The organism is Micromonospora sp. NPDC004336 (genome assembly GCF_053602615.1).
On record NZ_JBSGDY010000108.1, the window covers coordinates 1 to 21,259 of the forward strand.

Annotated in this window: 19 protein-coding genes and 1 pseudogene; 8 read left to right on the forward strand and 12 right to left on the reverse strand. The window is 75.5% G+C overall.

What is annotated here, in order from left to right:
- Both ACWENR_RS20705 and lgt read right to left on the reverse strand, forming a co-directional pair.
- A partial coding sequence (locus tag ACWENR_RS20705) for an FAD-dependent oxidoreductase (protein WP_452278614.1) occupies nt 1–599 on the reverse strand: 599 nt, incomplete at its 3' end.
- A 13-nt stretch (nt 600–612) separates the two neighbouring features.
- Entirely contained in the window at nt 613–1,932 is a 1,320-nt protein-coding gene (lgt, locus tag ACWENR_RS20710; protein WP_452278615.1) for a prolipoprotein diacylglyceryl transferase, read from the reverse strand.
- Nucleotides 1,933–2,033: 101 nt separating this feature from the next.
- Between lgt and ACWENR_RS20715 the strand changes: the two genes are divergently transcribed.
- Nucleotides 2,034–2,945, forward strand: a complete 912-nt coding sequence (locus tag ACWENR_RS20715; RefSeq protein ID WP_452278616.1) for an NUDIX domain-containing protein — start codon at nt 2,034–2,036, stop codon at nt 2,943–2,945.
- A 144-nt stretch (nt 2,946–3,089) separates the two neighbouring features.
- Here ACWENR_RS20715 and trpA read toward each other — a convergent pair whose 3' ends face one another.
- The 3 genes from trpA to trpC form a co-directional block, all read right to left on the reverse strand.
- On the reverse strand, nt 3,090–3,893 hold the full coding sequence (gene trpA, locus ACWENR_RS20720; RefSeq protein WP_452278617.1) for a tryptophan synthase subunit alpha: 804 nt from the start codon (nt 3,891–3,893) through the stop codon (nt 3,090–3,092).
- A 4-nt stretch (nt 3,894–3,897) separates the two neighbouring features.
- On the reverse strand, nt 3,898–5,127 hold the full coding sequence (gene trpB, locus ACWENR_RS20725; RefSeq protein WP_452278618.1) for a tryptophan synthase subunit beta: 1,230 nt from the start codon (nt 5,125–5,127) through the stop codon (nt 3,898–3,900).
- A gap of 116 nt (nt 5,128–5,243) precedes the next feature.
- On the reverse strand, nt 5,244–6,047 hold the full coding sequence (trpC, locus tag ACWENR_RS20730; protein ID WP_452278628.1) for an indole-3-glycerol phosphate synthase TrpC: 804 nt from the start codon (nt 6,045–6,047) through the stop codon (nt 5,244–5,246).
- Between the two features lie 493 nt (nt 6,048–6,540).
- Here trpC and ACWENR_RS20735 point away from each other — a divergent pair, with 493 nt between their 5' ends.
- Nucleotides 6,541–6,798: a hypothetical protein gene (locus ACWENR_RS20735; protein ID WP_091108179.1), complete on the forward strand. Its 258-nt coding sequence runs from the start codon at nt 6,541–6,543 to the stop codon at nt 6,796–6,798.
- Here ACWENR_RS20735 and ACWENR_RS20740 read toward each other — a convergent pair.
- The 4 genes and pseudogenes from ACWENR_RS20740 to ACWENR_RS20755 all read right to left on the reverse strand — a co-directional run.
- Nucleotides 6,791–7,420: a Trp biosynthesis-associated membrane protein gene (locus ACWENR_RS20740; RefSeq protein ID WP_452278619.1), complete on the reverse strand. Its 630-nt coding sequence runs from the start codon at nt 7,418–7,420 to the stop codon at nt 6,791–6,793. The two genes, ACWENR_RS20735 and ACWENR_RS20740, sit on opposite strands and share 8 nt — an antisense overlap.
- The gene (locus tag ACWENR_RS20745) at nt 7,417–9,015 is read right to left on the reverse strand and encodes an anthranilate synthase component I (protein WP_452278620.1); all 1,599 of its coding nucleotides are present in this window, start codon (nt 9,013–9,015) and stop codon (nt 7,417–7,419) included. The genes ACWENR_RS20740 and ACWENR_RS20745 overlap by 4 nt, the downstream gene beginning before the upstream one ends.
- Nucleotides 9,012–9,446, reverse strand: coding sequence for a phosphoribosyl-AMP cyclohydrolase (gene hisI, locus ACWENR_RS20750; protein ID WP_452278629.1), 435 nt, complete (start codon nt 9,444–9,446; stop codon nt 9,012–9,014). The genes ACWENR_RS20745 and hisI overlap by 4 nt, the downstream gene beginning before the upstream one ends.
- A 180-nt stretch (nt 9,447–9,626) precedes the next feature.
- Nucleotides 9,627–10,223, reverse strand: a pseudogene (locus ACWENR_RS20755) (phosphoribosyl-AMP cyclohydrolase); the annotation flags it as partial.
- A gap of 319 nt (nt 10,224–10,542) precedes the next feature.
- On the opposite strand from ACWENR_RS20755, the gene ACWENR_RS20760 reads away from it, so the two are divergent.
- Both ACWENR_RS20760 and ACWENR_RS20765 read left to right on the forward strand, forming a co-directional pair.
- Nucleotides 10,543–11,262 carry an ABC transporter ATP-binding protein gene (locus tag ACWENR_RS20760; protein ID WP_452278621.1) on the forward strand — a complete coding sequence of 240 codons (720 nt, stop codon included), beginning with the start codon at nt 10,543–10,545 and terminating at the stop codon, nt 11,260–11,262.
- The gene (locus tag ACWENR_RS20765; RefSeq protein WP_452278622.1) at nt 11,259–12,014 is read left to right on the forward strand and encodes an ABC transporter permease; all 756 of its coding nucleotides are present in this window, start codon (nt 11,259–11,261) and stop codon (nt 12,012–12,014) included. The genes ACWENR_RS20760 and ACWENR_RS20765 overlap by 4 nt, the downstream gene beginning before the upstream one ends.
- Before the next feature lie 145 nt (nt 12,015–12,159).
- Here the strand turns inward: ACWENR_RS20765 and ACWENR_RS20770 are convergent, their stop codons facing one another.
- Complete coding sequence (locus ACWENR_RS20770) at nt 12,160–12,918, reverse strand: DUF2470 domain-containing protein (RefSeq protein WP_452278623.1); 759 nt, start codon at nt 12,916–12,918, stop codon at nt 12,160–12,162.
- 69 nt (nt 12,919–12,987) lie between these two features.
- Here ACWENR_RS20770 and rpsD point away from each other — a divergent pair, with 69 nt between their 5' ends.
- The gene (rpsD, locus tag ACWENR_RS20775) at nt 12,988–13,599 is read left to right on the forward strand and encodes a 30S ribosomal protein S4 (RefSeq protein ID WP_452278624.1); all 612 of its coding nucleotides are present in this window, start codon (nt 12,988–12,990) and stop codon (nt 13,597–13,599) included.
- 51 nt (nt 13,600–13,650) lie between these two features.
- Here the strand turns inward: rpsD and ACWENR_RS20780 are convergent, their stop codons facing one another.
- Nucleotides 13,651–15,426 (reverse strand): ABC transporter ATP-binding protein, encoded by a 1,776-nt coding sequence (locus ACWENR_RS20780; RefSeq protein ID WP_452278630.1) that lies wholly within the window; start codon nt 15,424–15,426, stop codon nt 13,651–13,653.
- Nucleotides 15,427–15,443: 17 nt separating this feature from the next.
- Entirely contained in the window at nt 15,444–17,324 is a 1,881-nt protein-coding gene (locus ACWENR_RS20785; protein ID WP_452278631.1) for an ABC transporter ATP-binding protein, read from the reverse strand.
- A gap of 149 nt (nt 17,325–17,473) precedes the next feature.
- Between ACWENR_RS20785 and ACWENR_RS20790 the strand changes: the two genes are divergently transcribed.
- The 3 genes from ACWENR_RS20790 to ACWENR_RS20800 all read left to right on the forward strand — a co-directional run bounded on the left by ACWENR_RS20790 (nt 17,474) and on the right by ACWENR_RS20800 (nt 21,144).
- Nucleotides 17,474–18,103, forward strand: a complete 630-nt coding sequence (locus tag ACWENR_RS20790) for a TIGR03085 family metal-binding protein (protein ID WP_452278625.1) — start codon at nt 17,474–17,476, stop codon at nt 18,101–18,103.
- A gap of 197 nt (nt 18,104–18,300) precedes the next feature.
- Nucleotides 18,301–19,179 (forward strand): terpene synthase family protein, encoded by an 879-nt coding sequence (locus ACWENR_RS20795; protein ID WP_452278626.1) that lies wholly within the window; start codon nt 18,301–18,303, stop codon nt 19,177–19,179.
- A gap of 138 nt (nt 19,180–19,317) precedes the next feature.
- The gene (locus ACWENR_RS20800; protein WP_452278627.1) at nt 19,318–21,144 is read left to right on the forward strand and encodes an AMP-dependent synthetase/ligase; all 1,827 of its coding nucleotides are present in this window, start codon (nt 19,318–19,320) and stop codon (nt 21,142–21,144) included.
- Nucleotides 21,145–21,259 lie beyond the last annotated feature (115 nt).

The following is a 21,259-nucleotide window of genomic DNA, read 5'->3' on the forward strand; positions in this document are numbered from 1 at the left end:
GCGCCGAGCACCTCGCCGCCGACGGGCCGGTCGGCGGGCAGCTTCGGCGCCCGGTACCAGGGGATCACCGCGCGCCAGGCCGCGCACCCCGAGCTGACCACCCCCGACTCCGGGGCGAGCTGCCGGCGCAGCTCGCTGTCGGTGCCGTCCCCGGCGACGACCAGGTCCGCCTCGATGGTGTGCCGGCCGTCGCCGACCGCCGGGCGTTCGCCGGGCTGGGCGCGGACCGTCCGCACCGTCACGCCGGTGCGCAGCTCGACCTCGTCGCCCAGCCCGGCGATCAGCGCGTCGTGCAGGTCCTCCCGGTGCACCACCACCGGCATCCGGTCGGGCGGGGTCGGGCGGGGCTGCACCAGCCAGTGCCCATCCGGGCGGCGCACCCCGCCGTCGGGCAGCGGCGTGGCGATCGCCTCCAGGCCCGCGCCGAGCCCCAGAGCGCGCAGCGCGCGTACGCCGTTGGGCCAGAGCACCACGGCGGTCGGCTCGGGGCGGACCCGGTCGGCCCGCTCCAGCAGGGTGACCCGCCACCCGGAGCGGGCGAGCGCGCCGGCGACCGCGAGGCCGCCGATGCCGGCGCCCACCACCACCGCGCTACGCATGTGGCGCTCCCCCTCAGCTGTCGCGGTCGGCGGGTCGGGAACCGGCGGTCCCCGCCCGGTCCTCCGGGGCCTCCCCGGCAGTCTCCACCGTGCCGGACCCGTCACGGTTCTGCCCGCCACGGGTCTGCCCGCCGGCGGGCTCGTCGCCGCCGGTGGTCGGCGTGGTGCCGGCGGGCGTGCCGCCGGTGCTCGGCGTGGCGTCGGCGGGCTCGTCGCCGGCGCTCGGCGTGGTGCCGGCGGGCTCGCCGCCGATGGTCGGCTTGGTGCCGGCGGGTGTGGCCTCGTCCGCCGACAGCGCCTCCTCGCCCGTCCCGGCCGGCGTCTCGCCGGTCTCCCGCCAGCGCCGGTACTGCTCCTCGTCGACCACCCGGTAGCCCTCGGGGGCCACCGGCTCGGCGCCGACCTCGCGGGCGGACAGGTCGACCTGCGAGACGTCGGAGCCGACGGGCGGGGCGGACGGCGGGACGTCGCCGACCGGGACGAGGTACTCCCGGGGGCCGCGCACCCGCACGAAGTAGGCCAGCGCGCCCAGGAAGACCAGGCCGGCGGTCCAGACGTTCAGCCGTACGCCGAGGATCGTGTTCGCCTCGTCGGTGCGCATCAGCTCGATCCAGAACCGCCCGGCGGTGTAGCCCATCACGTAGAGCGCGAACGCCCGCCCGCGGCCGAGGCGCAGCTTGCGGTCGAGGGCGAAGACCAGCGCGGCGACGCCGAGGTTCCACAGCGCCTCGTAGGCGAACGTCGGATGGTAGAGCCCCGGTTCGAGGATGGGGTTGCCGGCGTCGTCCCGCAGCGCCTGGCCGGGGTTGTCCGGGTCCATCCGGTGGATCTCCAGCCCCCAGGGCAGGGTGGTCCGGCCGCCGTACAGCTCGTTGTTGAACCAGTTGCCGAGCCGGCCGATCGCCTGGGCCAGCGGCAGGCCCGGGGCCAGCGCGTCGGCGACCACCGCGAACGGGATGCCGAGCTGCCGGGCGGCAATCCACGCGCCCAGCGCGCCGCCGGCCACCGCTCCCCAGATGCCGAGACCACCCTCCCAGATGGCGAACGCCTTCATCGGGTCGCCGCCGGTGCCGAAGTATTTCTCGGGCGAGGTGATCACGTGGTAGACCCGCGCGCCGATGATGCCCGCGGGCACCGCCCAGACCGCGATGTCGAGGACGGCACCGGGAGCGACGCCGCGCTGACGCAGCCGCCGCTCGGTGACCCAGCAGGCCACCACGATGCCGACGATGATGCACAACGCGTACGCCCGGACGGGCACCGGTCCGAGCTGCCAGACGGCGGTGCTGGGGCTGGGCAGGGCCGCCTGGGGAGTCAGCGAGGCGAGAGTCACGGGTGCACACGCTACCGTCGCCGGCCCCTCCGGCGGCACCCCGGTCCGCCGTCACGCGATCCCGGTGACTTCTGGTTTGCGCCGCCGTAGGCTCTTTGTCCATGGGCGCGCTCACCTGGGCGGTCGCGGCGGTCGTCACCGACGACGCCGGCCGGGTGCTGCTCTGCCGGCAGGGCCGGGGCGAGCGTCGCCACGCACTTCCCGGCGGCCGGCTGCGCCCGGCGGAGAGCCCGACCCAGGCCGTGCTGCGCGACGTCCGGGCCGAGACCGGCTGGGACGTCGAGGTGGTGGACCTGATCGGCCTCTACCACCTCACCCCGCCATGCCCCCGCTCGCCCGCCACCTCCCCGCCCACGCCAGGCACCACTTCCCCGCCGACGCTCGGTGCTCCGTCGCCGGGGCCGTCCGACGCCGCTTCCCCGCCCACGCCCGGCTCCCCGCTCCCGGGACCGTCCGACGCCGCCTCCCCGCCGACGGCCGACGCCCCGCCGGGACAGGCCGTATCGCCGGCGCTGCCCCACACCCCGCCGGGACATGCCTCGTCGGCCGGGCGCGCCGGGCCGCCGCCCGACGTCCTGGTGTACGTGTTCCGGGCCCGCGTCCGGGGGGCGGGACCGATCGGCGAGCCGGTGAGCGGCTGCCGCGTGTCCTGGCACGACCTCGCGACCCCGCCGGAGGCGCTCACGCCGACCACCCGCGCCGCCCTGGCCGACGCGCTGGCGGGCCGCTCCGGCGTCCTACGCGCACCGAAAACCCTGGACACCGCAACGAGCGCCGACCCTCCGCCGCCCTCAGACACGGCGACAAGCGCCAACCCCCCACTGCCGAGGGACACGGCGACAAGCGCCGACCCCCCGCTGGCCCCGGACACGGCGACCGACCCATACACCGCGCCGACCGACGCCGCTCCAACGACCTTCGCACCGCCCCCACCGACCAAGCCCAGGACCACGTCGACCCCACCCCCGGGCCAACGCGCCGAGCCTCCCACCGCCCCCATACCCCGCCCCTGACCACACGCCGCCGCGATCCCCGCCCTGCGCGGCGATCTTGCACTTCCTGCCCCGACAAAAGGGGCATTCCACGCATCCCGAGGGCAGAAACTGCAAGATCGCGGGGGCGGTGGGGGCGCGGGGGGCGCGGGGGCCGCGGGGGGGTCAGGGGGTGGGGGTGCGGACGCCTTGGGCGAGTTCGGTGCTCAGGGTGCGGAGGGCGGTCAGGCCGGACGCCTCGTCGGGCGCGTCGAGCAGGCAGCGGATGAGGGCGCTGCCGACGATGACGCCGTCGGCGTACCCGGCGACCGTGGCGGCCTGCGCGCCCGTGCCGACGCCCAGCCCGACACCGATCGGCAGGTCGGTGACCTCCCGCGTGCGGGAGACCAGGATCGGGGCCGCGTCGGAGGTCTTCGCCCGGGCGCCCGTGACACCCATGATCGCGGTGGCGTAGACGAAGCCCCGGCAGTGGGCGGTGGTCATCGCCAGCCGCGCGTCGGTGGAGGAGGGCGACACCAGGAAGGTGCGGTCCAGCCCGTACGCGTCGGAGGCGGCGAGCCACTCGCCGGCCTCCTCCGGGATGAGGTCCGGCGTGACCAGCCCGGTGCCCCCGGCCGAGGCGAGGTCGCGGGCGAAGGCGTCGACGCCGTAGCGCTCCACCGGGTTCCAGTAGGTCATCGTGACCACGGGCGCCCCCGTGGCGGCGACCGCCTCGATGACGCGCAGCGTGTCGGCGGTGCGTACGCCGCCGGCGAGGGCGATGTCGCTGGCCTTCTGGATGACCGGGCCGTCCATCACCGGGTCGGAGTACGGGATCTCCACCTCGATGACGTCGACGCCGGCGTCGACCATGGCGGTCATCGCGGCGATGCTGCCCTCGACGGTCGGGAAACCGGCCGGCATGCAGCCGACCAGTACCGCCCGGCCGTCGGCGCGCGCCTTGTCGAACGCCACCCCGATCCGGCTCACGTTCTCACCGCTCCCTGTCGAGGATGCCGAAGTAGTCGCCGGCGGTGTGCACGTCCTTGTCGCCCCGGCCGGAGAGGTTGACGACGATGGTGGGCTCCCGGCCCAGCTCGGCGGCGAGCTTCGGGGCGATCTTGAGGGTGCCGGCGAGCGCGTGCGCGCTCTCGATCGCCGGGATGATGCCCTCGGTGCGGCAGAGCAGCTCGAACGCCGCCATCGCCTCGTCGTCGTCGACCGGCAGGTACGTCGCCCGGCCGGTGTCGTGCAGCCAGGCGTGCTCCGGCCCGACGCCGGGGTAGTCCAGCCCGGCGGAGATCGAGTGCGACTCGCAGGTCTGCCCGTCGGCGTCCTGGAGCACGTACGTCCGGGTGCCGTGCAGCACCCCGGCGGAGCCGCCGGTGATGCTGGCGGCGTGCCGGCCGGTCTCCACGCCGTCGCCGCCGGCCTCGAAGCCGTACAGCCGCACGTCGGGGTCGCCGACGAACGCGTGGAAGATGCCCAGCGCGTTGGAGCCGCCGCCGACGCAGGCGGTGACCGCGTCCGGCAGCGCGCCGGTGAGGTCGAGGCACTGCTGGCGGGCCTCGTCGCCGATGCCGCGGACGAAGTCGCGGACCATCGCCGGGAACGGGTGCGGCCCGGCGGCGGTGCCGATCAGGTAGTGGGTGTCGTCGACGTTGGCGACCCAGTCCCGCATCGCCTCGTTCATCGCGTCCTTGAGGGTGCGCGAGCCGTTGGTGACGGGGACGACGGTGGCGCCGAGCATCCGCATCCGTGCCACGTTGAGCGCCTGTCGCTCGGTGTCGACCTGGCCCATGTAGACCACGCACTCGAGGTCGAACAGCGCGGCGGCGGTGGCGGTTGCGACGCCGTGCTGGCCGGCGCCGGTCTCCGCGATCACCCGGCGCTTGCCCATCCTGCGGGTGAGCAGGGCCTGGCCGAGCACGTTGCGCACCTTGTGCGCCCCGGTGTGGTTGAGGTCCTCCCGCTTGAGCAGCACCCGCGCGCCCACCTTGGCCGAGAACCGCTCGGCCGCGTAGAGCAGCGAGGGGGTGCCGGCGTAGTCGCGCAGGAGGGCGGCGAACTCCGCCCGGAACGACTCGTCGGCCATCGCCGAGCGGTGCGCGTCGGCCAGCTCGTCGAGCGCCGCCACCAGGGCCTCCGGCACGAAGCGGCCGCCGAACCGGCCGAAGTGACCGGCGGAGTCGGGCTGCGGACCGGCCGGCGCGGCGGCGCTCACGCCGGCACTCCGCTCCGGTCCGCGCCGCCGTGAGGCGCCCACGCCCCGAGCCTGACGGTTCGCTCGCCGCGCTCGCTCATGGAATCTCCCTCTCGCTGCTGAGGAACCGGCGCGGGTCAGCGCACCGGACGGGGCGTGGCCGGATGGTTGCCGGCGTTGACCAGCTCGGCCACCGCCTCGCGGGGGCTCTTCTTGGTGACCAGGCCCTCGCCGACCAGGACCGCGTCGGCGCCCGCCGAGGCGTACCGGATGAGGTCGTGCGGGCCGCGCACCCCCGACTCGGCGATCTTGACGACGCTGCTGGGCAGGCCGGGCGCGATCCGCTCGAACACCGAGCGGTCGACCTCAAGGGTACGCAGGTTGCGGGCGTTGACCCCGATGACCTGGGCACCGGCCTCCAGGGCCCGGTCGGCCTCCTCCTCGTCGTGCACCTCGACCAGCGCGGTCATCCCGAGGGACTCGATCCGCTCCAGCAGGCCGACGAGGACGTTCTGCTCCAGGGCGGCGACGATCAGCAGCACCAGGTCGGCGCCGTGCGCCCGGGCCTCGTGCACCTGGTAGCTGGAGACGACGAAGTCCTTGCGCAGCACCGGCACGCTGACGGCGGCACGGACGGCGGCCAGGTCGTCGAGCGAGCCGCCGAACCAGCGCCCCTCGGTCAGCACGCTGATCGCCCGCGCGCCCCCGGCGGCGTAGTCGCCGGCCAGGTCGGCCGGGTCGGCGATCTCGGCCAGCCGCCCCTTGGACGGCGACGAGCGCTTCACCTCGGCGATCACCGCGACGCCCGGCTTGCGCAGCGCGGCGTACGCGTCCAGCGGCGGCGGCGCGGCGGCGGCCAGTTCGCGGATCCGCTCCAGCGGGACCTGCGCCTGTCGCCGCGCGACGTCCTCGCGCACGCCGGCCAGGATCTCGTCGAGCACGCCTACGGACGCCGCCGGACCGGCCTCGTCCCCCTCCGCGTGCGCATGCTCAGCAGTCACCAACGGACTCCCCTCTCCGGGTGTCATGGGCCGATGCTAGGGGGCGCCACCTGGCGACAAGCGCCGGGGGTATGGCGTGCCTCACGAGATGGGCTGCGGCATAATGGCCGACTTCCGGTGAACGGGGTGTCACGCAGGGCGACCACGCCCATCGACGGCCGTCACCCGTCCGCGCCAACCCCCCACCCCCTACGCATCGATCCGATCCTATCCGCCCGCGCGGTGGGCCGCCCGGTCGCACGCGGCGGCCGGGGCGCCGACGGAGGCTGTGACGTAGCTCAAGGACGAAGGGCCCTTTCCCTGGTCGCGGCCCTGGACGCAGAGTTGACGTGTCGGTCACCACGGCGAAACGTGAGCCAGCCAGCATCTTTCTCGGGCAGACTCGACGTCGCGCCTGCCCCACCGACAACGACGATCTCCGTGCGGGGTGATCATGAGCACTGTCGAGCCCAACCAGACCATCGGACTGACGACCATTTCGCGCACCGTCGCGTCGCTCGCCGTCGGCGTGGTGCACACCCTGGAGCGCGCGGTGGTAGGCGAGGCCCGGATGCGGACCGCCCGCGGCAACGCCTGGGAGGCCGTCTGCGCCGACCGGGCCCGGGCCGAGCAGCGGGCCGAGCTCGACCGCCTGGTGGCGGAGCTGGCGGCGGCCCGGGCCGCCGCCCGGGCCCGCCAGCCGGTCAGCTGACCGTCGGGTCCTCGCCCCGGTCCAGCGCGTCCCACGCCTCGATGGTGCGCCGGCCGGTGACCCGGCCGTCGGAGTCCCGGGCGACCGGCGCGCCGCCGCCCGGGGCCGGACGCTCGTAGCGGGCGCCCATCGCCGGCCACCGCCGGCTGCGCAGGGCCGTCAGCAGCCCGCCCGCCGTGGCGAGCAGGCCGCCCACCAGGCACAGCGCCGGCCACTGCCGGCTGACCTCGCCGTCGAACGCGGCGACCAGGCCGTAGCCGCCGCCGGCCGTCACCGCCGCGCCGAGCCCGGCGAGCAGCCCGCCCAGCAGCCGCCGCGCCCGACCCCGGGTGGCGAGCACCGCGCCGCCGCCGGCCAGCCCGACCAGGGCCAGCGCCGGCAGCCAGGGCAGCAGGTCGGTGCCCGTGCGGACGTCGCGTACCGGCGGCAGCGGGGTGGGCCGGGCCGTCAGCTCGACCGCCCAGGTGCGGGTCGACGCCCAGAACGCCAGGCCCGCGCCCGCCACGCAGAGCAGCACCGCGTACGTCAGCTCGCGCCGGCCCGTGACCGCCCGGCCGCGCTCCTCGGCCTCGGCCGCCGCGGTGGTCGCCGGTTCGCCGTCGCGCGGCGTGGCGGCCGTCATCGGGCGGGCCGGAGGGTCTCGGCGGCGGCGATCGCGGCCAGCACGGCGGCGGCCTTGTTCCGCGTCTCCTGCTCCTCCGCGGCCGGGTCCGAGTCGGCCACCACCCCCGCCCCGGCCTGGACGTAGGCGCGGCCGTCGCGCAGCAGCGCGGTGCGGATGGCGATGGCCATGTCGAGGTCGCCGCCGAAGCCGAAGTAGCCCACCGTGCCGCCGTAGAGGCCGCGGCGGACCGGCTCCAGCTCCTCGATGATCTCCATGGCGCGCACCTTCGGCGCGCCGGAGAGCGTGCCGGCGGGGAAGGTCGCGGCGAGCGCGTCGAAGGCCGTGCGATCGTCCCGCAGGGTGCCGACCACCGTGGAGACGATGTGCATGACGTGGCTGTAGCGCTCGATGGTGGCGAACTCCGGCACCTCCACCGTGCCCGGGCGGCACACCCGGCCGAGGTCGTTGCGGCCCAGGTCGACCAGCATGACGTGCTCGGCCCGCTCCTTCGGGTCGGCGAGCAGCTCCGCGGCGAGCCGGGCGTCGGCCTGCGGGGTGCCGCCGCGCGGCCGGGTGCCGGCGATCGGGTGCAGCAGCGCGCGCCGCCGCCCGTCGCCGTCGGTGGTCACCTTCAGGTGCGCCTCCGGGGAGGAGCCGACGATGTCGAAGCCGTCGAAGCGCAGCAGGTACATGTACGGGCTGGGGTTGGTCGTGCGCAGCACCCGGTAGACGTCCAGCGGGTCGGCGTGCGTCTCCCGCTCGAACCGCTGGGCCAGCACGATCTGGAAGCACTCGCCGGCCCGGATCGCCTCCTTGGCTGCCTCCACCGCCTTCGGGTAGCCGCCCTCGGGGGTGCGGCTGCGCACCTCGCCCGCCGGCGGCCGGTCGACCGTGGAGACCATCGGCGGGATGGGCCGGGACAGGGCGGTGGTCATCGCGTCGAGGCGGCCGACCGCGTGGTGGTACGCGGCGGCCACCAGCGCGTCGCGGCCCGGCTCGTCCGGCGGCGGCAGGATCGCGTTGGCGACCAGGATCGCCGAGCCGTCGTAGTGGTCCAGCACCACCAGGTCGGTGGCGAGCATCATGCCCAGCTCGGGCAGGCCCAGGTCGTCCTCGGTCAGCTCGGGCAGCCGCTCGAACCGGCGGATCAGCTCGTAGCCGAGGAAGCCGACCATGCCCCCGGTCAGCGGCGGCATTCCGCCGGCCGCGTCGAAGGCCGGGCCGGCGAGCGCCGCGACGGTCTCGCGCAGCACCCGGACCGGGTCGCCGGAGGCGGGCACGCCGGCCGGGGGCTGCCCGGTCCACGTCGCCACGCCGTCGCGCTCGGTCAGCGTGGCGCTGCTGCGCACGCCGATGAACGAGTAGCGCGACCAGGCCAGCCCGGCCGAGCCGACGCCCTGCTCGGCGGACTCCAGCAGGAAGGTGCCGGGGCCGCCGGCGAGCTTGCGGTAGACGCCGACCGGGGTCTCCGCGTCGGCGAGCAGCCGCCGGGTGACCGGGACGACCCGCCAGCGGGCGGCCAGCTCGGTGAAGGTGGCCACGTCGGGGCTGACCGCGCCGTCGCTGCGGGAGCCGGCCGCGGCGCCGGGCGGCGCCGGGTGCGGTGCGCTCACCGGGCCCCCGCCCCTTCCCCGGTCACCGGCAGCTCGGTGAAGAAGCAGGTCCGGTGCCCCGTGTGGCACGCCGCGCCGACCTGCTCGACGTCGACCAGCAGGGCGTCGCCGTCGCAGTCCAGCGCCACCGAGCGGACGTACTGGTGGTGCCCGGAGGTGGCGCCCTTGACCCAGTATTCGCGGCGGCTGCGCGACCAGTAGGTGGCCCGCCCGGTGGTCAGGGTGCGGTGCAGCGCCTCGTCGTCCATCCAGGCGACCATCAGCACCTCGCCGGAGTCGTGCTGGCGGACCACCGCGGCGACCAGGCCGTCGGGGGTGCGGCGCAGCCGGGCGGCGATGGCCGGGTCGAGCCGGGAGGCGCGGGCCGGGCCGGCCGCGGGCTCCTGCGGGCTGGGGTGGGCGCCGGTCACCGGCGCGTCAGGTACGGGCACAGTGACCCATTGTCCCGCACGCGGGGCGGGCACCGGCGACGGCTCCCGCCGGGGACGCGGCGGGGCGTCGGCGGGCCGGGACAGTTGCGCGACGTAGCGGTCCAGCCGGCCGTCGACGAGGGCGTCGGCCAGGTCCGCCCCGGCGGTCTCGGCGATCTCGGCGGCGTACGGGCGGATCAGCGGGAGGGCGCCGGCGACGAGGCGGGTCGCCGCCGCGCAGACCTGCCCGACGGACCCGGGACGCAGCCCGAGGCAGAGCAGCATGTCCTCGCGGTAGTTCGGCGGCGCCACGGGCAGGTCGAGGGCGGCGGCGAAGGCCGCCCGGCGGGACGCCACCCGGACCGACGGGTTGGCCGGCCGCAGCACCGACGGGCAGAGCCGGGCCAGGTCGGCGGCGGCCAGCCGGACGCCGAGGTGGTCGTCGGCGTCCCGCGCGCCGGCCACCTTGCCGAGGGTCGCGATCAGCTCCTCGAGCTGGGGCGGGCCGGCCGGCTGGCAGAGCACCGGCAGGTCGATCCGCGCCCGCCAGTGCGGATCGGCCCAGAGCAGCCGGGCCGGCGCCGTCACGGGCAGCCCGAACGCCCAGTCGGCCGGCTCGCCCAGCCGGGTCAGCCAGGAGCGCACGTCGCGGGCGGCGACGGAGACGTGGGTCAGCCGCCCGGCGTGCTCCGCCAGGTACGCGCTGCGGGCCGCGTACGGGGCGCCGCCGAGCAGCACGTCGACGTCGACGTCGCTGTGCGCGGTGGCGGCCCGCCGGGCGTGGCTGCCGCGCAGCATGATGCCGACGACGGGCTGCTCGGCGCCGGCCCGCAACCGGGCGGCCCATGCGCGGAGGAACCCCTCGTCCGGTGACGGAGCGTGACCCACGGCGCCATCGTGCCGTACGCCCGATCAGCGCGCAATGCCCGATGGCGGACCCGGTGTCCGGTCCGAAGGCTAATGCCCGACGAAGCTCGTCCACGCCTCGGGGTACGCCTTCGCTCGCCGGCCCGGGCCGGGCCGCTGAGCAGGGCGCACGGGAAGTGATCCGTTGCGCGCCGGGGAACATGTCCCCTAGCGTCGGGTTCGTCGATCGTCGAGTTCCGGGGAGATGGCGATGGAGGAGGCGATCGCCGTCCGTGACCTGGTCGTCGACCGGGGCGGGCGGCGGGTGCTGCACGGCGTCTCCGCGTCCGTGCCGCGCGGCGAGGTCACCGGCCTGCTCGGGCCCAGCGGCAGCGGCAAGACCACGCTGATGCGCGCGGTCGTCGGGGTGCAGGTGATCGGCGCCGGCTCGGTCACCGTGCTCGGCCGGCCCGCCGGGTCGCCGGAGCTGCGCCGCCGGGTCGGCTACCTCACCCAGGCGCCGAGCGTCTACACCGACCTGACGGTGCGGGAGAACGCGCGCTACTTCGCCGCGCTGCACGGCCGGGGCCGGGCCGACGCCGACCGGGCGGTCGCCGACGTCGGGCTGGCCGAGGCGGCCGGCCAACTGGTCGGCACCCTCTCGGGCGGGCAGCGCAGCCGGGCGTCGCTGGCCTGCGCGCTGGTCGGGGAGCCGGAGCTGGTCGTCCTCGACGAGCCGACCGTCGGCCAGGACCCGGTCCTGCGGGCCGACCTCTGGGCCCGGTTCCACGCGCTGGCCGCCGCCGGCACCACCCTGCTGGTCTCCAGCCACGTGATGGACGAGGCGGCCCGCTGCGACCGGCTGCTGCTGATCCGCGAGGGGCGGCTGATCGCCGACGACACCCCCGACGCGATCCGCGCCGCCGCCGGCGTCGACGACCTGGACGAGGCGTTCCTGCGGCTGATCAGGGCCGCCGGGGAGGCGTCGTGAACCCCCGGATCCTCGCCGCCACCACCGGCCGCATCCTGCGCCAGCTGCGGCACGACCGGCGCACCGTCGCGCTGCTGGCGGTGGTGCCGTCGGCGCTGCTCGCCCTGGTCTACTTCATGTACGTCGACCAGCCGGCCCCGCCCGGGCAGCCGTCGGTGTTCGACCGGGTCGCCCTGGTGATGCTCGGCTTCTTCCCCTTCGTGATCATGTTTCTGGTGACCAGCATCGCGATGCTGCGCGAGCGCACCAGCGGCACGCTGGAGCGGCTGCTCACCACCCCGCTGGGCAAGCTCGACCTGCTCTTCGGCTACGGCATCGCGTTCGGGCTGGCCGCGGTGGCGCAGGCCGTCGTCGCGACCGCCGTGGCGTACGGGGTCTTCGACCTGGACACCGCCGGCGACAGCGGGCTGGTGATCATGATCGCCGCGCTGAACGCGGTGCTCGCCGTCGCGCTCGGGCTCTTCTGCAGCGCCTTCGCCCGCACCGAGTTCCAGGCCGTGCAGTTCATGCCGGTCGTGGTGGTGCCCCAGTTGCTGCTCTGCGGGCTGTTCGTGCCCCGGGGCGAGATGGCGGGCTGGTTGCAGGCGGTCAGCGACGTGCTGCCGCTGTCGTACGCCGTCGAGGCGCTGCAGGAGGTGGGCGCGAACGCCGAGCCCACCGGCACGATGTGGCGGGACGTGGCGGTGGTCGCCGGCGCGGCCGTGCTGGCGCTGGTGCTGGCCGCGGCCACCCTGCGGCGGCGCAGCGGCTGACCCCGCGGGCGCTCCGACGGCGGGGACGAGCCCGTCCCGGCCGCGTCGCGGGCCCCGGTCGACCCCGGCCGGGCGGGGTCAGGCGTGGTCGGCGTGCCGGGCGGCGGCGTGACGGCAGAGCAACGGGTGCAGGACGCGGGCGGGATCAGGCGTGGTCGGCGTGCCGGGCGGCGGCGTGGCGGCAGAGCATCGGGTGCAGGACGCGGGCCAGCTCCGCCTGGCCGGCCAGCGGGCGCGGGAAGGCCAGGCGGACGCGCCGGCGGGCGCCGGGCCGGCCGTGCGCCACCAGCAGGCCGTACCGGTCGATCCGGACCACCCGGGGCGCGGTGTCCGGGCCGGTGTCGGCCAGGCCGAGCTGCCGCCGCAGGTAGGCGGCCACCTCGGCGGCGTGGTGCTCGGCGAGGTCGGCGAGCAGCCCCGCCTCGACCGGGTGCAGCGGATCCGGCTCGGCCTCGGCGTACGCCGTCGGGTCGATGCGGCGGACGGCGTCGGCGCGCTCCCAGCGGGCCTCGACCACCTCGAAGCGGTGCAGCCGGAAGCGGGTGCCGACGTCGAGCAGGTCGCCGGTCGGCTCGACCTCGGCGAAGTCCAGCGCGGCCCGGCGCTCCCGGGCGCCGTCCAGGCGGGTCGCCCAGCCGGAGACCCAGGCCCGGCCGAGGCTGGGCGCGCCGGCGGCGGGCGGCAGGTCGAGCACGTCCAGCACCAGCGCGACGTCGGACTCGCCGGCGGCGGGCCGCAGCGCGGCGGCGAGGTCGCTGACCACCGGCACGAGCAGCAGCACCCGCCCGTCCGGGTCGGTCACGTGCCGCACCTGGTGCGGGCCGGGCCGGTGCGCCACGTGGGCGAGGCCGGGCAACCGGCCGGCGACGAGGGTACGGACGATCTCCGCCGGGCTGGGCCGCATGGCCGACCTCCAAAGTAGGTTAGGCTTACCTAACTCGGAGACTAGAGCACCGGATCGGAGACGTCCAGCGTGAACCACCCCAGGCCCAAGGCCCGGCTCTCCCGCGCCCTCGGCATCCCGCTGACCCGCAAGTGCGTGCGATACCTCGAACGCCGCCCCTTCCCGCCCGGCGTGCACGGGCGGCAGCGCCGCAAGACCTCGGACTACCAGGTGCGGCTGCTGGAGAAGCAGCGCCTGCGCCACCAGTACAACGTCAGCGAGACCCAGCTGCGGCGCGCGTTCGACGAGGCCGCCCGCAGCGCCGGCAAGACCGGCGAGAGCCTGGTCGCCCTCCTGGAGCGGCGACTCGACGCGGTGGTGCACCGGGCCGGGCTGACCCGCAGCATCTACCAGGCGCGGCAACTGGTCGCGCACGGCCACTTCACCGTCGACGGCCGCAAGGTCGACCGGCCGTCGTACCGGCTGCGACCTGGCCAGGTGGTGGCCGTCCGCGAGCGCAGCCGCGCGTCGACGCCGTTCCAGCTCGCCGCCGCCGGCGCCAACGCGGCCGAGGGGCCGACCCGGCCGTACCTGTCGGTGGAGCTGGCCGAGCTGCGCGCCACGCTGCTGCGCGAGCCCGCCCGGCACGAGGTCCCGGTGCTCTGCGACGAGCAGCTCGTCGTGGAGTTCTACTCCCGCTGACCGGCGACCCGACCCGCCCTTTTTGCATCGGGGCGGGTCGGGTCGGTCGGATCAGCGGGTCTGCTCCAGCCAGGAGGCGTAGAGCAGGCCGTAGATCGACTCCGGGTCGCGGACCAGCTCGTCGTGCGGGCCGCGCTGCACGATCCGGCCCCGGTCCACCACGATCACCTCGTCCGCCGACTGCGCCGTGGAGAGCCGGTGCGCGATGGCGAGGGTCGTGCGCCCCCGGGTCACCGCGTCGAGGGTGCGTTGCAGCCGCACCTCCGTGGCCGGGTCGACCGCACTGGTCGCCTCGTCCAGCACCAGCAGGTCCGGGTCCGCCACGTACGCGCGGGCGAGCGCCACCAGCTGCCGCTCCCCCACGCTCAGCGCCTCGCCCCGCTCCCCGACGGGCGTGTGCAGGCCAGACGGCAACCCGGCCACCCAGTCGGCCAGCCCCAGCTCGGTGAAGGCGGCGCCGAGCTGCTCGTCGGTCAGCTCCGGCCGGGCGAAGCGGACGTTCTCCGCGACCGTGGCGTCGAAGAGGAAGCCGTCCTGCGGGACCATCACCACCCGCGAGCGCAGCGAACCGAACCGGACCTGCTCCAGCGGCACCCCGGAGAGCAGCACCCGACCGGCGGTCGGGTCCATCAGCCGGGTGAGCAGCTTCGCGAACGTGGTCTTGCCGCTGCCGGTCTCGCCGACCACCGCCACCCGGCTCTTCGCCGGGATCTCCACGTCGATGTCGTGCAGCACGGGCGGGCCGCCCGGGTAGGCGAAGCCCACCCCGGCGAAGCGGATGTCCAGCGGGCCGGGGGGCAGCTCGCGCCCCTGCTCGCCCGGGTCGGCGACGTCCGGCTCGACGTCGAGGACGTCCAGCACGCGACGCCAGCCGGCGATGGCGTTCTGCGCCTCGTTGAGCACCTCCGTGGCGATCTGCACCGGCTGGATGAAGAGCGTGACCAGGAAGAGGAAGGCGGTCACCTCGCCGACGCTCAGGGTGCGGTCGGCGCCGAGGGTCACCCCCAGCACCACCACGCCGGCCAGCGCCAGCCCGGCGGCCAGCTCACCGACCGAGCTGCCCAGGATGCTGATCCTGATCGCCTTCTGCTGGGCCCGCCGCTGGCCGTCGATCGCCTCGTCCAGCCGGCGGGCGGTCCGCCCCGCGATCCCGTACGCCCGGATCACCGGCGCGCCGACCACGCTCTCGCCGATCGCCCCGAGCAGGGCCCCGGTGCGCTGCCGCACCACCCCGTACGCCCCGGCGAGGCGGCGCTGCAACAGCCGGATCACCAGCACGGCGGGCAGGAAGGCGGCGTAGACGACGAGCGTCAGCTGCCAGGAGTAGGCCAGCATGACCAGCGTCGTGACCACCAGCTGGCCGAGGTTGATCACCAGGATCACGCCGCCCCACTGGAGGAACTGGGTGATCTGGTCGACGTCGCTGGTCACCCGCGACACCAGCGAACCGCGCCGCTCCGACTGCTGGTGCAGCATGGACAGGTCGTGCACGTGCCGGAACGCCCGCACCCGCACGTTGGCCAGCGCTGTCTCGCTGACCGTGAAGAGCCGGCGCATCATCAGGTAGCCGCAGAGCGTGGTCACCACCAGCACCGCGGCGGTGGCCGCGACCACCGTCCAGACGATGGTCAGGTCGAGGCCACCGACGATGCCGTTGTCGATGCCCTGCTGCACGGCCACCGGCACGGCCGCCCGGCCGACCATGTAGACCAGGGCCAGGCCGAGGGTGCCGGCGAGCCCGACCCGCAGCTCCGGGGAGAGCGCGAGCCCCCGCCGCAGCGTCTGCCAGGTCGTCTCGGGCGCCTCACTCACCTCGGCCGACGCCACCTTGCTCTCGGTCGCGCTCACCGGTCCACCTCGATTTCCAGGCCCGAGCTCAGCGGGGCGACCTCGTCGTACGTCTCGTCCTTGGTGTGGTCGACCTCCGCCTGCTCGTAGGCGGTGACCAGGTCGGCGTAGCCCGGCACGGTGGCGAGCAGCTCGACGTGCGTGCCGCGGGCGACCACCCGCCCCTGCTCCAGGTAGACCACCTCGTCGGCCAGCGCGATGGTGGCCCGCCGGTAGGCGACCACCAGGATCGACGCGGCGGGCGCGCCGGGCTCCCCGGCCGAGGAGCGCAGCCCCGCCAGGATGGCCGCCTCCACGCGGGGATCGACGGCGCTGGTCGCGTCGTCGAGCACCAGCAGGCGGGGCCGGCCGGCGAGCGCACGGGCCAGGGTGAGCCGCTGCCGCTGGCCGCCGGAGAGCGAGGTGCCCCGCTCGCCGACCATCGTGTCGAGGCCGTCGGGCAGGGCGGCGACGAAGCCGTCCGCCTCGGCCAGCCGCAGCGCGGCCCAGACGTCGTCGTCGCCGATGCCGGGCCGGTCCAGGGTGATGTTGGCCCGGACGGTGTCGTCGAAGACGAACGGCACCTGGGCGACCAGCGCGGCGGTGCCGGCCAGCGAGGCGGCGGTGAGCCGGCGCACGTCCACCCCGTCCAGGGCCACCGTGCCGGCCCGGGGGTCGACCAGCCGGACGGCCAGCGCAGCGATCGTGGACTTGCCGGCGCCGGTGGGCCCGACCAGGGCGACGGTCCTGCCGGCGGGCACGGTGAAGGAGACCTCGCCGAGCACCTCGGTGCCGGGCAGGTGCGCCTCGGCGGGCTCGTAGCCGAACCGGACGCCGGAGAAGGTGAGCGTGGCCGGGCGGGGATCGGCCGCGTCGAGCGTGACGTCGCCGTACGGCATCTCGCCGGTGGCGTCGAGCACCCGGCGGACCCGGTCCCAGCCGGCGACGCTGCGCGGCAGCTCGGCCAGCACCCAGCCGATGGCCCGCACCGGGAAGGCCAGCACGGTGAAGAGGAACGCGACGCTCACCAGCTCGGCGACGCTGATCGCGCCCTGCCGCAGCCGAAGGGTGCCCACCACCAGCACGGCGAGGGTGCCGAGGCTGGGCAGCGTCTCCAGCACCGGGTCGAAGACGCCCCGCAGCCGGCCGACCGACACCAGCGCGTCGCGCAGCTCGCCCGCGCGGGCGGCGAACCGGTCGGTCTCCTGAGCCTCCCGGCCCATCGTCTTGACCACCAGGGCGCCGTCGAAGCTCTCGTGGGCGATGCCGCTGACCTCGGCGCGCAGCCGCTGGGCCCGGGCCTGGCGCGGGGCCATCCGGCGGGAGTAGGCGACGTTGAGCGCGAAGAGCGCCGGGAAGACGGCCAGGCCGACCAGTGCCAGCGCCCAGTCGGTGGCGAAGAGCGAGGCGACCGCGCCGACGAGCATCACCAGGGTGCCGACCGCGAACGGCAGCGGGGCGATCGGGTGCCAGGCGGCCTCCACGTCGGAGTTGGCGTTGGACAGCAGCGTGCCGGTGGCGTTGCGGTGGTGCCAGGACAGCGGGAGTTCCAGGTAGCGCCGGGTGACCCGGCGCCGGTAGGCGGCCTGGAGGCGGTACTGCATGTAACCCGCGCCGAGGCGGCGGCCGAAGATGCCGACGACCCGCAGCACGCTGATGCCGAACAGCGCGACGGCGGCCAGGGCGAGCGCCCCGGCCCCGACCGAGCCGCGTTCGATCGCCGGGACCACCACGTCGCCGACCACCGCGCCCACCACGAACGCGCTGGCCACCGTCATGGCGCCGAAGAGCACGCTGCCGGTCACCGCGACCGCGAAGATCCGCGGCTGCTCCCGGATCGCCCGCCCGAGGACGGCCAGCCCTCTGCCGAGCACGTCCCGACTCGCCTTGCTCGCCACGCTCTCCCCCGCCGTAAGCCGCAATTATCTCCCTCATCCTTACCGGTCGGGGCCCGCCGCGCCGCCCCGGCCGGGTATGTCGGCCGTCACGGGGCACGGTCGCCGCGCTCGGCGCGCCGGCCCGGCCGCGCGCGCCTACGATCGGTGCCATGCCGCGGTACGCCCGATCGGAGCGCGAGGCGCTCGCCGACCTGATGCTCACGCTGGGACCGGACGCGCCGACGGTCAACGAGGGGTGGACCACCCGAGACCTCGCCGCCCACCTGGTGCTGCGGGAGCGCCGCCCGGACGCCGCCGGCGGCATCCTGCTGCCACCCCTGCGGGGGTACGCGGAGCGGGTGCGCCTGCGCATCGCGGCGCGCCCCTGGCCGCGCCTCGTCGAGCAGGTGCGCCGGGCGCCGGTGTGGAGCCCGGTCAGCAACCCGGTGACCGACGAGCTGGCCAACACGATGGAGTTCTTCATCCACCACGAGGACGTCCGGCGCGCCCGGTCGGGCTGGCTCCCGCGCGACCTGGCGGCCGGGCTCCAGGCGACGCTGTGGCGGCGGGCCGCCGGGATGGCCCGGCTGGCCCTGCGCCGGTTCCCGGCCGACGTCTTCGTGCAGGCGCCCGGCTACGGCGAGCTGCACGTCGGGCGGGGCGGCGAGCCCGTCCGGGTGGTCGCCGCGCCGGGCGAACTCGTCCTGTTCCTCTCCGGCCGCCAGCGGGTGGCCCGGGTGCAGATCGACGGGCCGCAGGCGGCGGCCGACCGGCTCCGCAACGCGGACCTGGGCATGTAACCCTATGTGCGGAAGCGGTCACGACGGAACCTGAGATCGGCTCGACCCAATCATCACGGCCGATCCCGCCTCCCGTACGCTGTACCGCGCCGCCCTCGCCCGAGGGCGGCGTGACTGGGGGCGCCATGCGGACCTTTGCGGTCTCGGCCCTGCGGGAACCCCCTTTCCCCGCGCGCCGACACGAGGCCACCGATCAGGTGGCACAGGAGAGCACCGAGTGGGCGCTCGACCTCGGCCTGATCATTAGCGGGCACCGGCTGCGCCGCCTGCACCGGGCCGACGCCGCCGGGCTGGCCGGGCGGGCCTGCCCGGAGGGCTCGGTCGAGCGGCTGCGCCTGCTCGCCGACCTCATCTCCTGGCTGTTCGTGATAGACGACGCCTGCGACGAGGACGGCCTCGGCGACGCCCCCACCCGGCTGGCGCCGACGGTCGCCGCCCTGCTCGACGTCCTGGACCGGCACGGCGAGGCGGCCGAGGGGCCGGGCGCGGCGGGCCCGCTGGGCGACGCGCTGGCCGACCTGTGCCGGCGGGTCCGGGCCACCGGGACGCCGGCGATGCTGCTGCGCTTCGTCGGCGAGGTGCGGGAGTACCTGCTGGCGCTGCTGTGGGAGGCCGCGAACCGGGAGCGGGGCCGGGTGCCGGAACTGGCCGAGTACGTGCAGATGCGCCGGCACACCGGCGGGGTGCACCCGAGCTTCACGCTCACCGAACTGGCCGCCGGGGGGCAACCGCGGGCGGCCGACCGCGCAGCGCCCGCGCTGGTCGCGCTCGACCTGCTCGCCGCCGACCTGGTCTGCTGGTGCAACGACGTCTTCTCGTACGGCAAGGAGAGCGCCGAGCAGCCGGACGGGCACAACCTGGTGGCGGTCATCGCCGCCGGACCCGTCGCCGGCGGCGAGACGGCGGCCCTGCGCGCGGCGGCCGACCGGTTCAACGAGTCCCTGACGGCCTACCTGAAGACGGAGTCGGCGCTGCTGGCGGCCGGCGACGACAGCCTGCGGCCGGCGGTGACCGCCCGCCGGAACTGGATCCGGGCCACCTACGACTGGTCGCTGCGGGCCGCCCGGTACGCCTGACGGCGTTCCACCTCCCGGGACGTGGCCCAGCCGTGATCGACAGAGGGCTGGCCGACCCGCGGGTGCAGGCAATACTCTTCGGTAACGAACACCGACGTGACGACGGTCACGCCTCCACCCCCGAAGGCGGCTACAGCGATGGCTCTCGATGTACCGTACCGCTCCATCCCTGACATGTTCCTGAAGCGCGTGGCGGCGTCCCCCGACCGCGACGCCTTCGCCCACCCGGCCCCCGACGACTCCGGCCCGGTCTGGCTGACCTGGGAGCAGGTGGCCCGCCGCGCCAAGGCGATCGCCGCCGGGCTGCACGGGCTCGGGGTCGGTCAGGAGCAGCCGGTGGCGATCCTGGCCAACACCCGGCTCGAATGGGTGCTCGCCGACCTCGGCATCATGTGTGCCGGCGGCGCGACCACCACCGTCTACCCCACCACCGAGCCGGAGGACGCGACCTACATCGTCGCCGACTCGGGCTCGCGGGTGCTCTTCGCCGAGAACCCGGCCCAGGCGGCCAAGGTCGCCGGAGCGGACCTGCCGGCCCTGACCCACGTGGTGCTCTTCGACGGCGCCGCCGACCCGTCCGCCGCCATCCCCCAGCTCACCCTCGCCGAGCTCGAGGAGCGGGGCACCCAGGCGCTGGCCGCCGAGCCCGACCTGGTCGAGATGCTGGTCGCCGGGATCGGCCCCGACCACCTGGCCACCCTGATCTACACCTCGGGCACCACCGGGCGGCCGAAGGGCGTCGAGCTGCTGCACGGCGGCTGGTGCTGGGAGGGCGTGGCGCAGGCCGACCTGGGGCTGCTCCGCGACGACGACCTGCAATATCTCTGGCTGCCGCTGTCCCACTCGTTCGGCAAGACGCTGCTCTGCGGGGCGATCCACGTGGGCCTGCCGACGTACGTCGACGGCCGGGTGGACAAGCTGGTCGACCTGCTCGGGGTGATCCGGCCGACGCTGATGTGCGGCGCCCCCCGCGTGTTCGAGAAGGTCTACAACAAGGCGGTCACCACCGCCCAGGCCGGCGGCGGCGCGAAGGCGAAGATCTTCGCCTGGGGCGTGCGGGTCGGCAAGGAGAAGGTCGCCCTGGAGCAGGCCGGCCGGCCGGTCCCGGCGGGGCTGAAGCTGAAGTACGCGGTGGCCGAGAAGCTGGTCTTCAGCAAGCTCCAGGCGCGGCTCGGCGGCCGGATCCGGGTGCTCGTCTCCGGTGCCGCCCCGCTCAGCCCGGAGATCGCCACCTTCTTCGCCGCCGCGAACCTGCCGATCTCCGAGGGCTACGGCCTCACCGAGACCAGCGCCGGCAACTTCGTCAACCCGCCCGACGGGCTGCGGATCGGCACCGTCGGCCGGGCGATGGGCGACCTGGAGTGCCGCGTCGACACCGACGGCGAGATCCTGGTGCGCGGCCGGCCGGTGATGCGCGGCTACCACAACCTGCCCGAGGAGACCGCCGCCGCGTTCACCGAGGACGGCTTCTTCCGCACCGGCGACATCGGCACGCTGGACGCCGACGGCTACCTGAAGATCACCGACCGGAAGAAGGACCTGGTCAAGACCTCGGGCGGCAAGTACATCGCGCCCTCGCACATCGAGGGGATGTTCAAGGCGACCTGCCCGTACACCTCGCAGGCCGTGGTGATCGGCCAGGCCCGCAACTACTGCACGATGCTGGTCACGCTGGACCCGGACGCGATCAGGGGCTGGGCCGCCGGCACCCCGCTGGAGGGCCGCGACTACGCCGAGATCGTCGCCTCGCCGGAGGCGAAGGCGATGGTCGAGGGGTACGTGGCCGAGCTGAACGCCAAGCTCAACCGCTGGGAGACGATCAAGAAGGTCGCCATCCTGCCGCGCGACCTGGCCATCGAGCACGGCGAGATCACGCCGTCGCTGAAGATCAAGCGCCGGGGCGTGGAGAGCAACTTCGCCGCCGAGATCGAGAAGATGTACGCCGGCACCCTCGCCGAGCTCTGAGCACGTCGCGTCGGCGGCCCCGCGCCCGGCCGGGCGGGGGGCGGCCGCGCCGCGCAGGGGGTGGGCCCCCCCCCCCCGCTGGGCGTCACACGGGGGGCGCGGGTGCACGCGCCCC

Coding starts and splice junctions, on each gene's coding strand:
- ACWENR_RS20715 (WP_452278616.1), top strand. CDS start 2,034: ATGGGCGCGCTCACCTGGGCGGTCGCGGCGGTCGTCACCGACGACGCC.
- ACWENR_RS20735 (WP_091108179.1), top strand. CDS start 6,541: ATGAGCACTGTCGAGCCCAACCAGACCATCGGACTGACGACCATTTCG.
- ACWENR_RS20740 (WP_452278619.1), bottom strand. CDS start 7,420: ATGACGGCCGCCACGCCGCGCGACGGCGAACCGGCGACCACCGCGGCG.
- ACWENR_RS20760 (WP_452278621.1), top strand. CDS start 10,543: ATGGAGGAGGCGATCGCCGTCCGTGACCTGGTCGTCGACCGGGGCGGG.
- ACWENR_RS20770 (WP_452278623.1), bottom strand. CDS start 12,918: ATGCGGCCCAGCCCGGCGGAGATCGTCCGTACCCTCGTCGCCGGCCGG.
- ACWENR_RS20790 (WP_452278625.1), top strand. CDS start 17,474: ATGCCGCGGTACGCCCGATCGGAGCGCGAGGCGCTCGCCGACCTGATG.
- ACWENR_RS20800 (WP_452278627.1), top strand. CDS start 19,318: ATGGCTCTCGATGTACCGTACCGCTCCATCCCTGACATGTTCCTGAAG.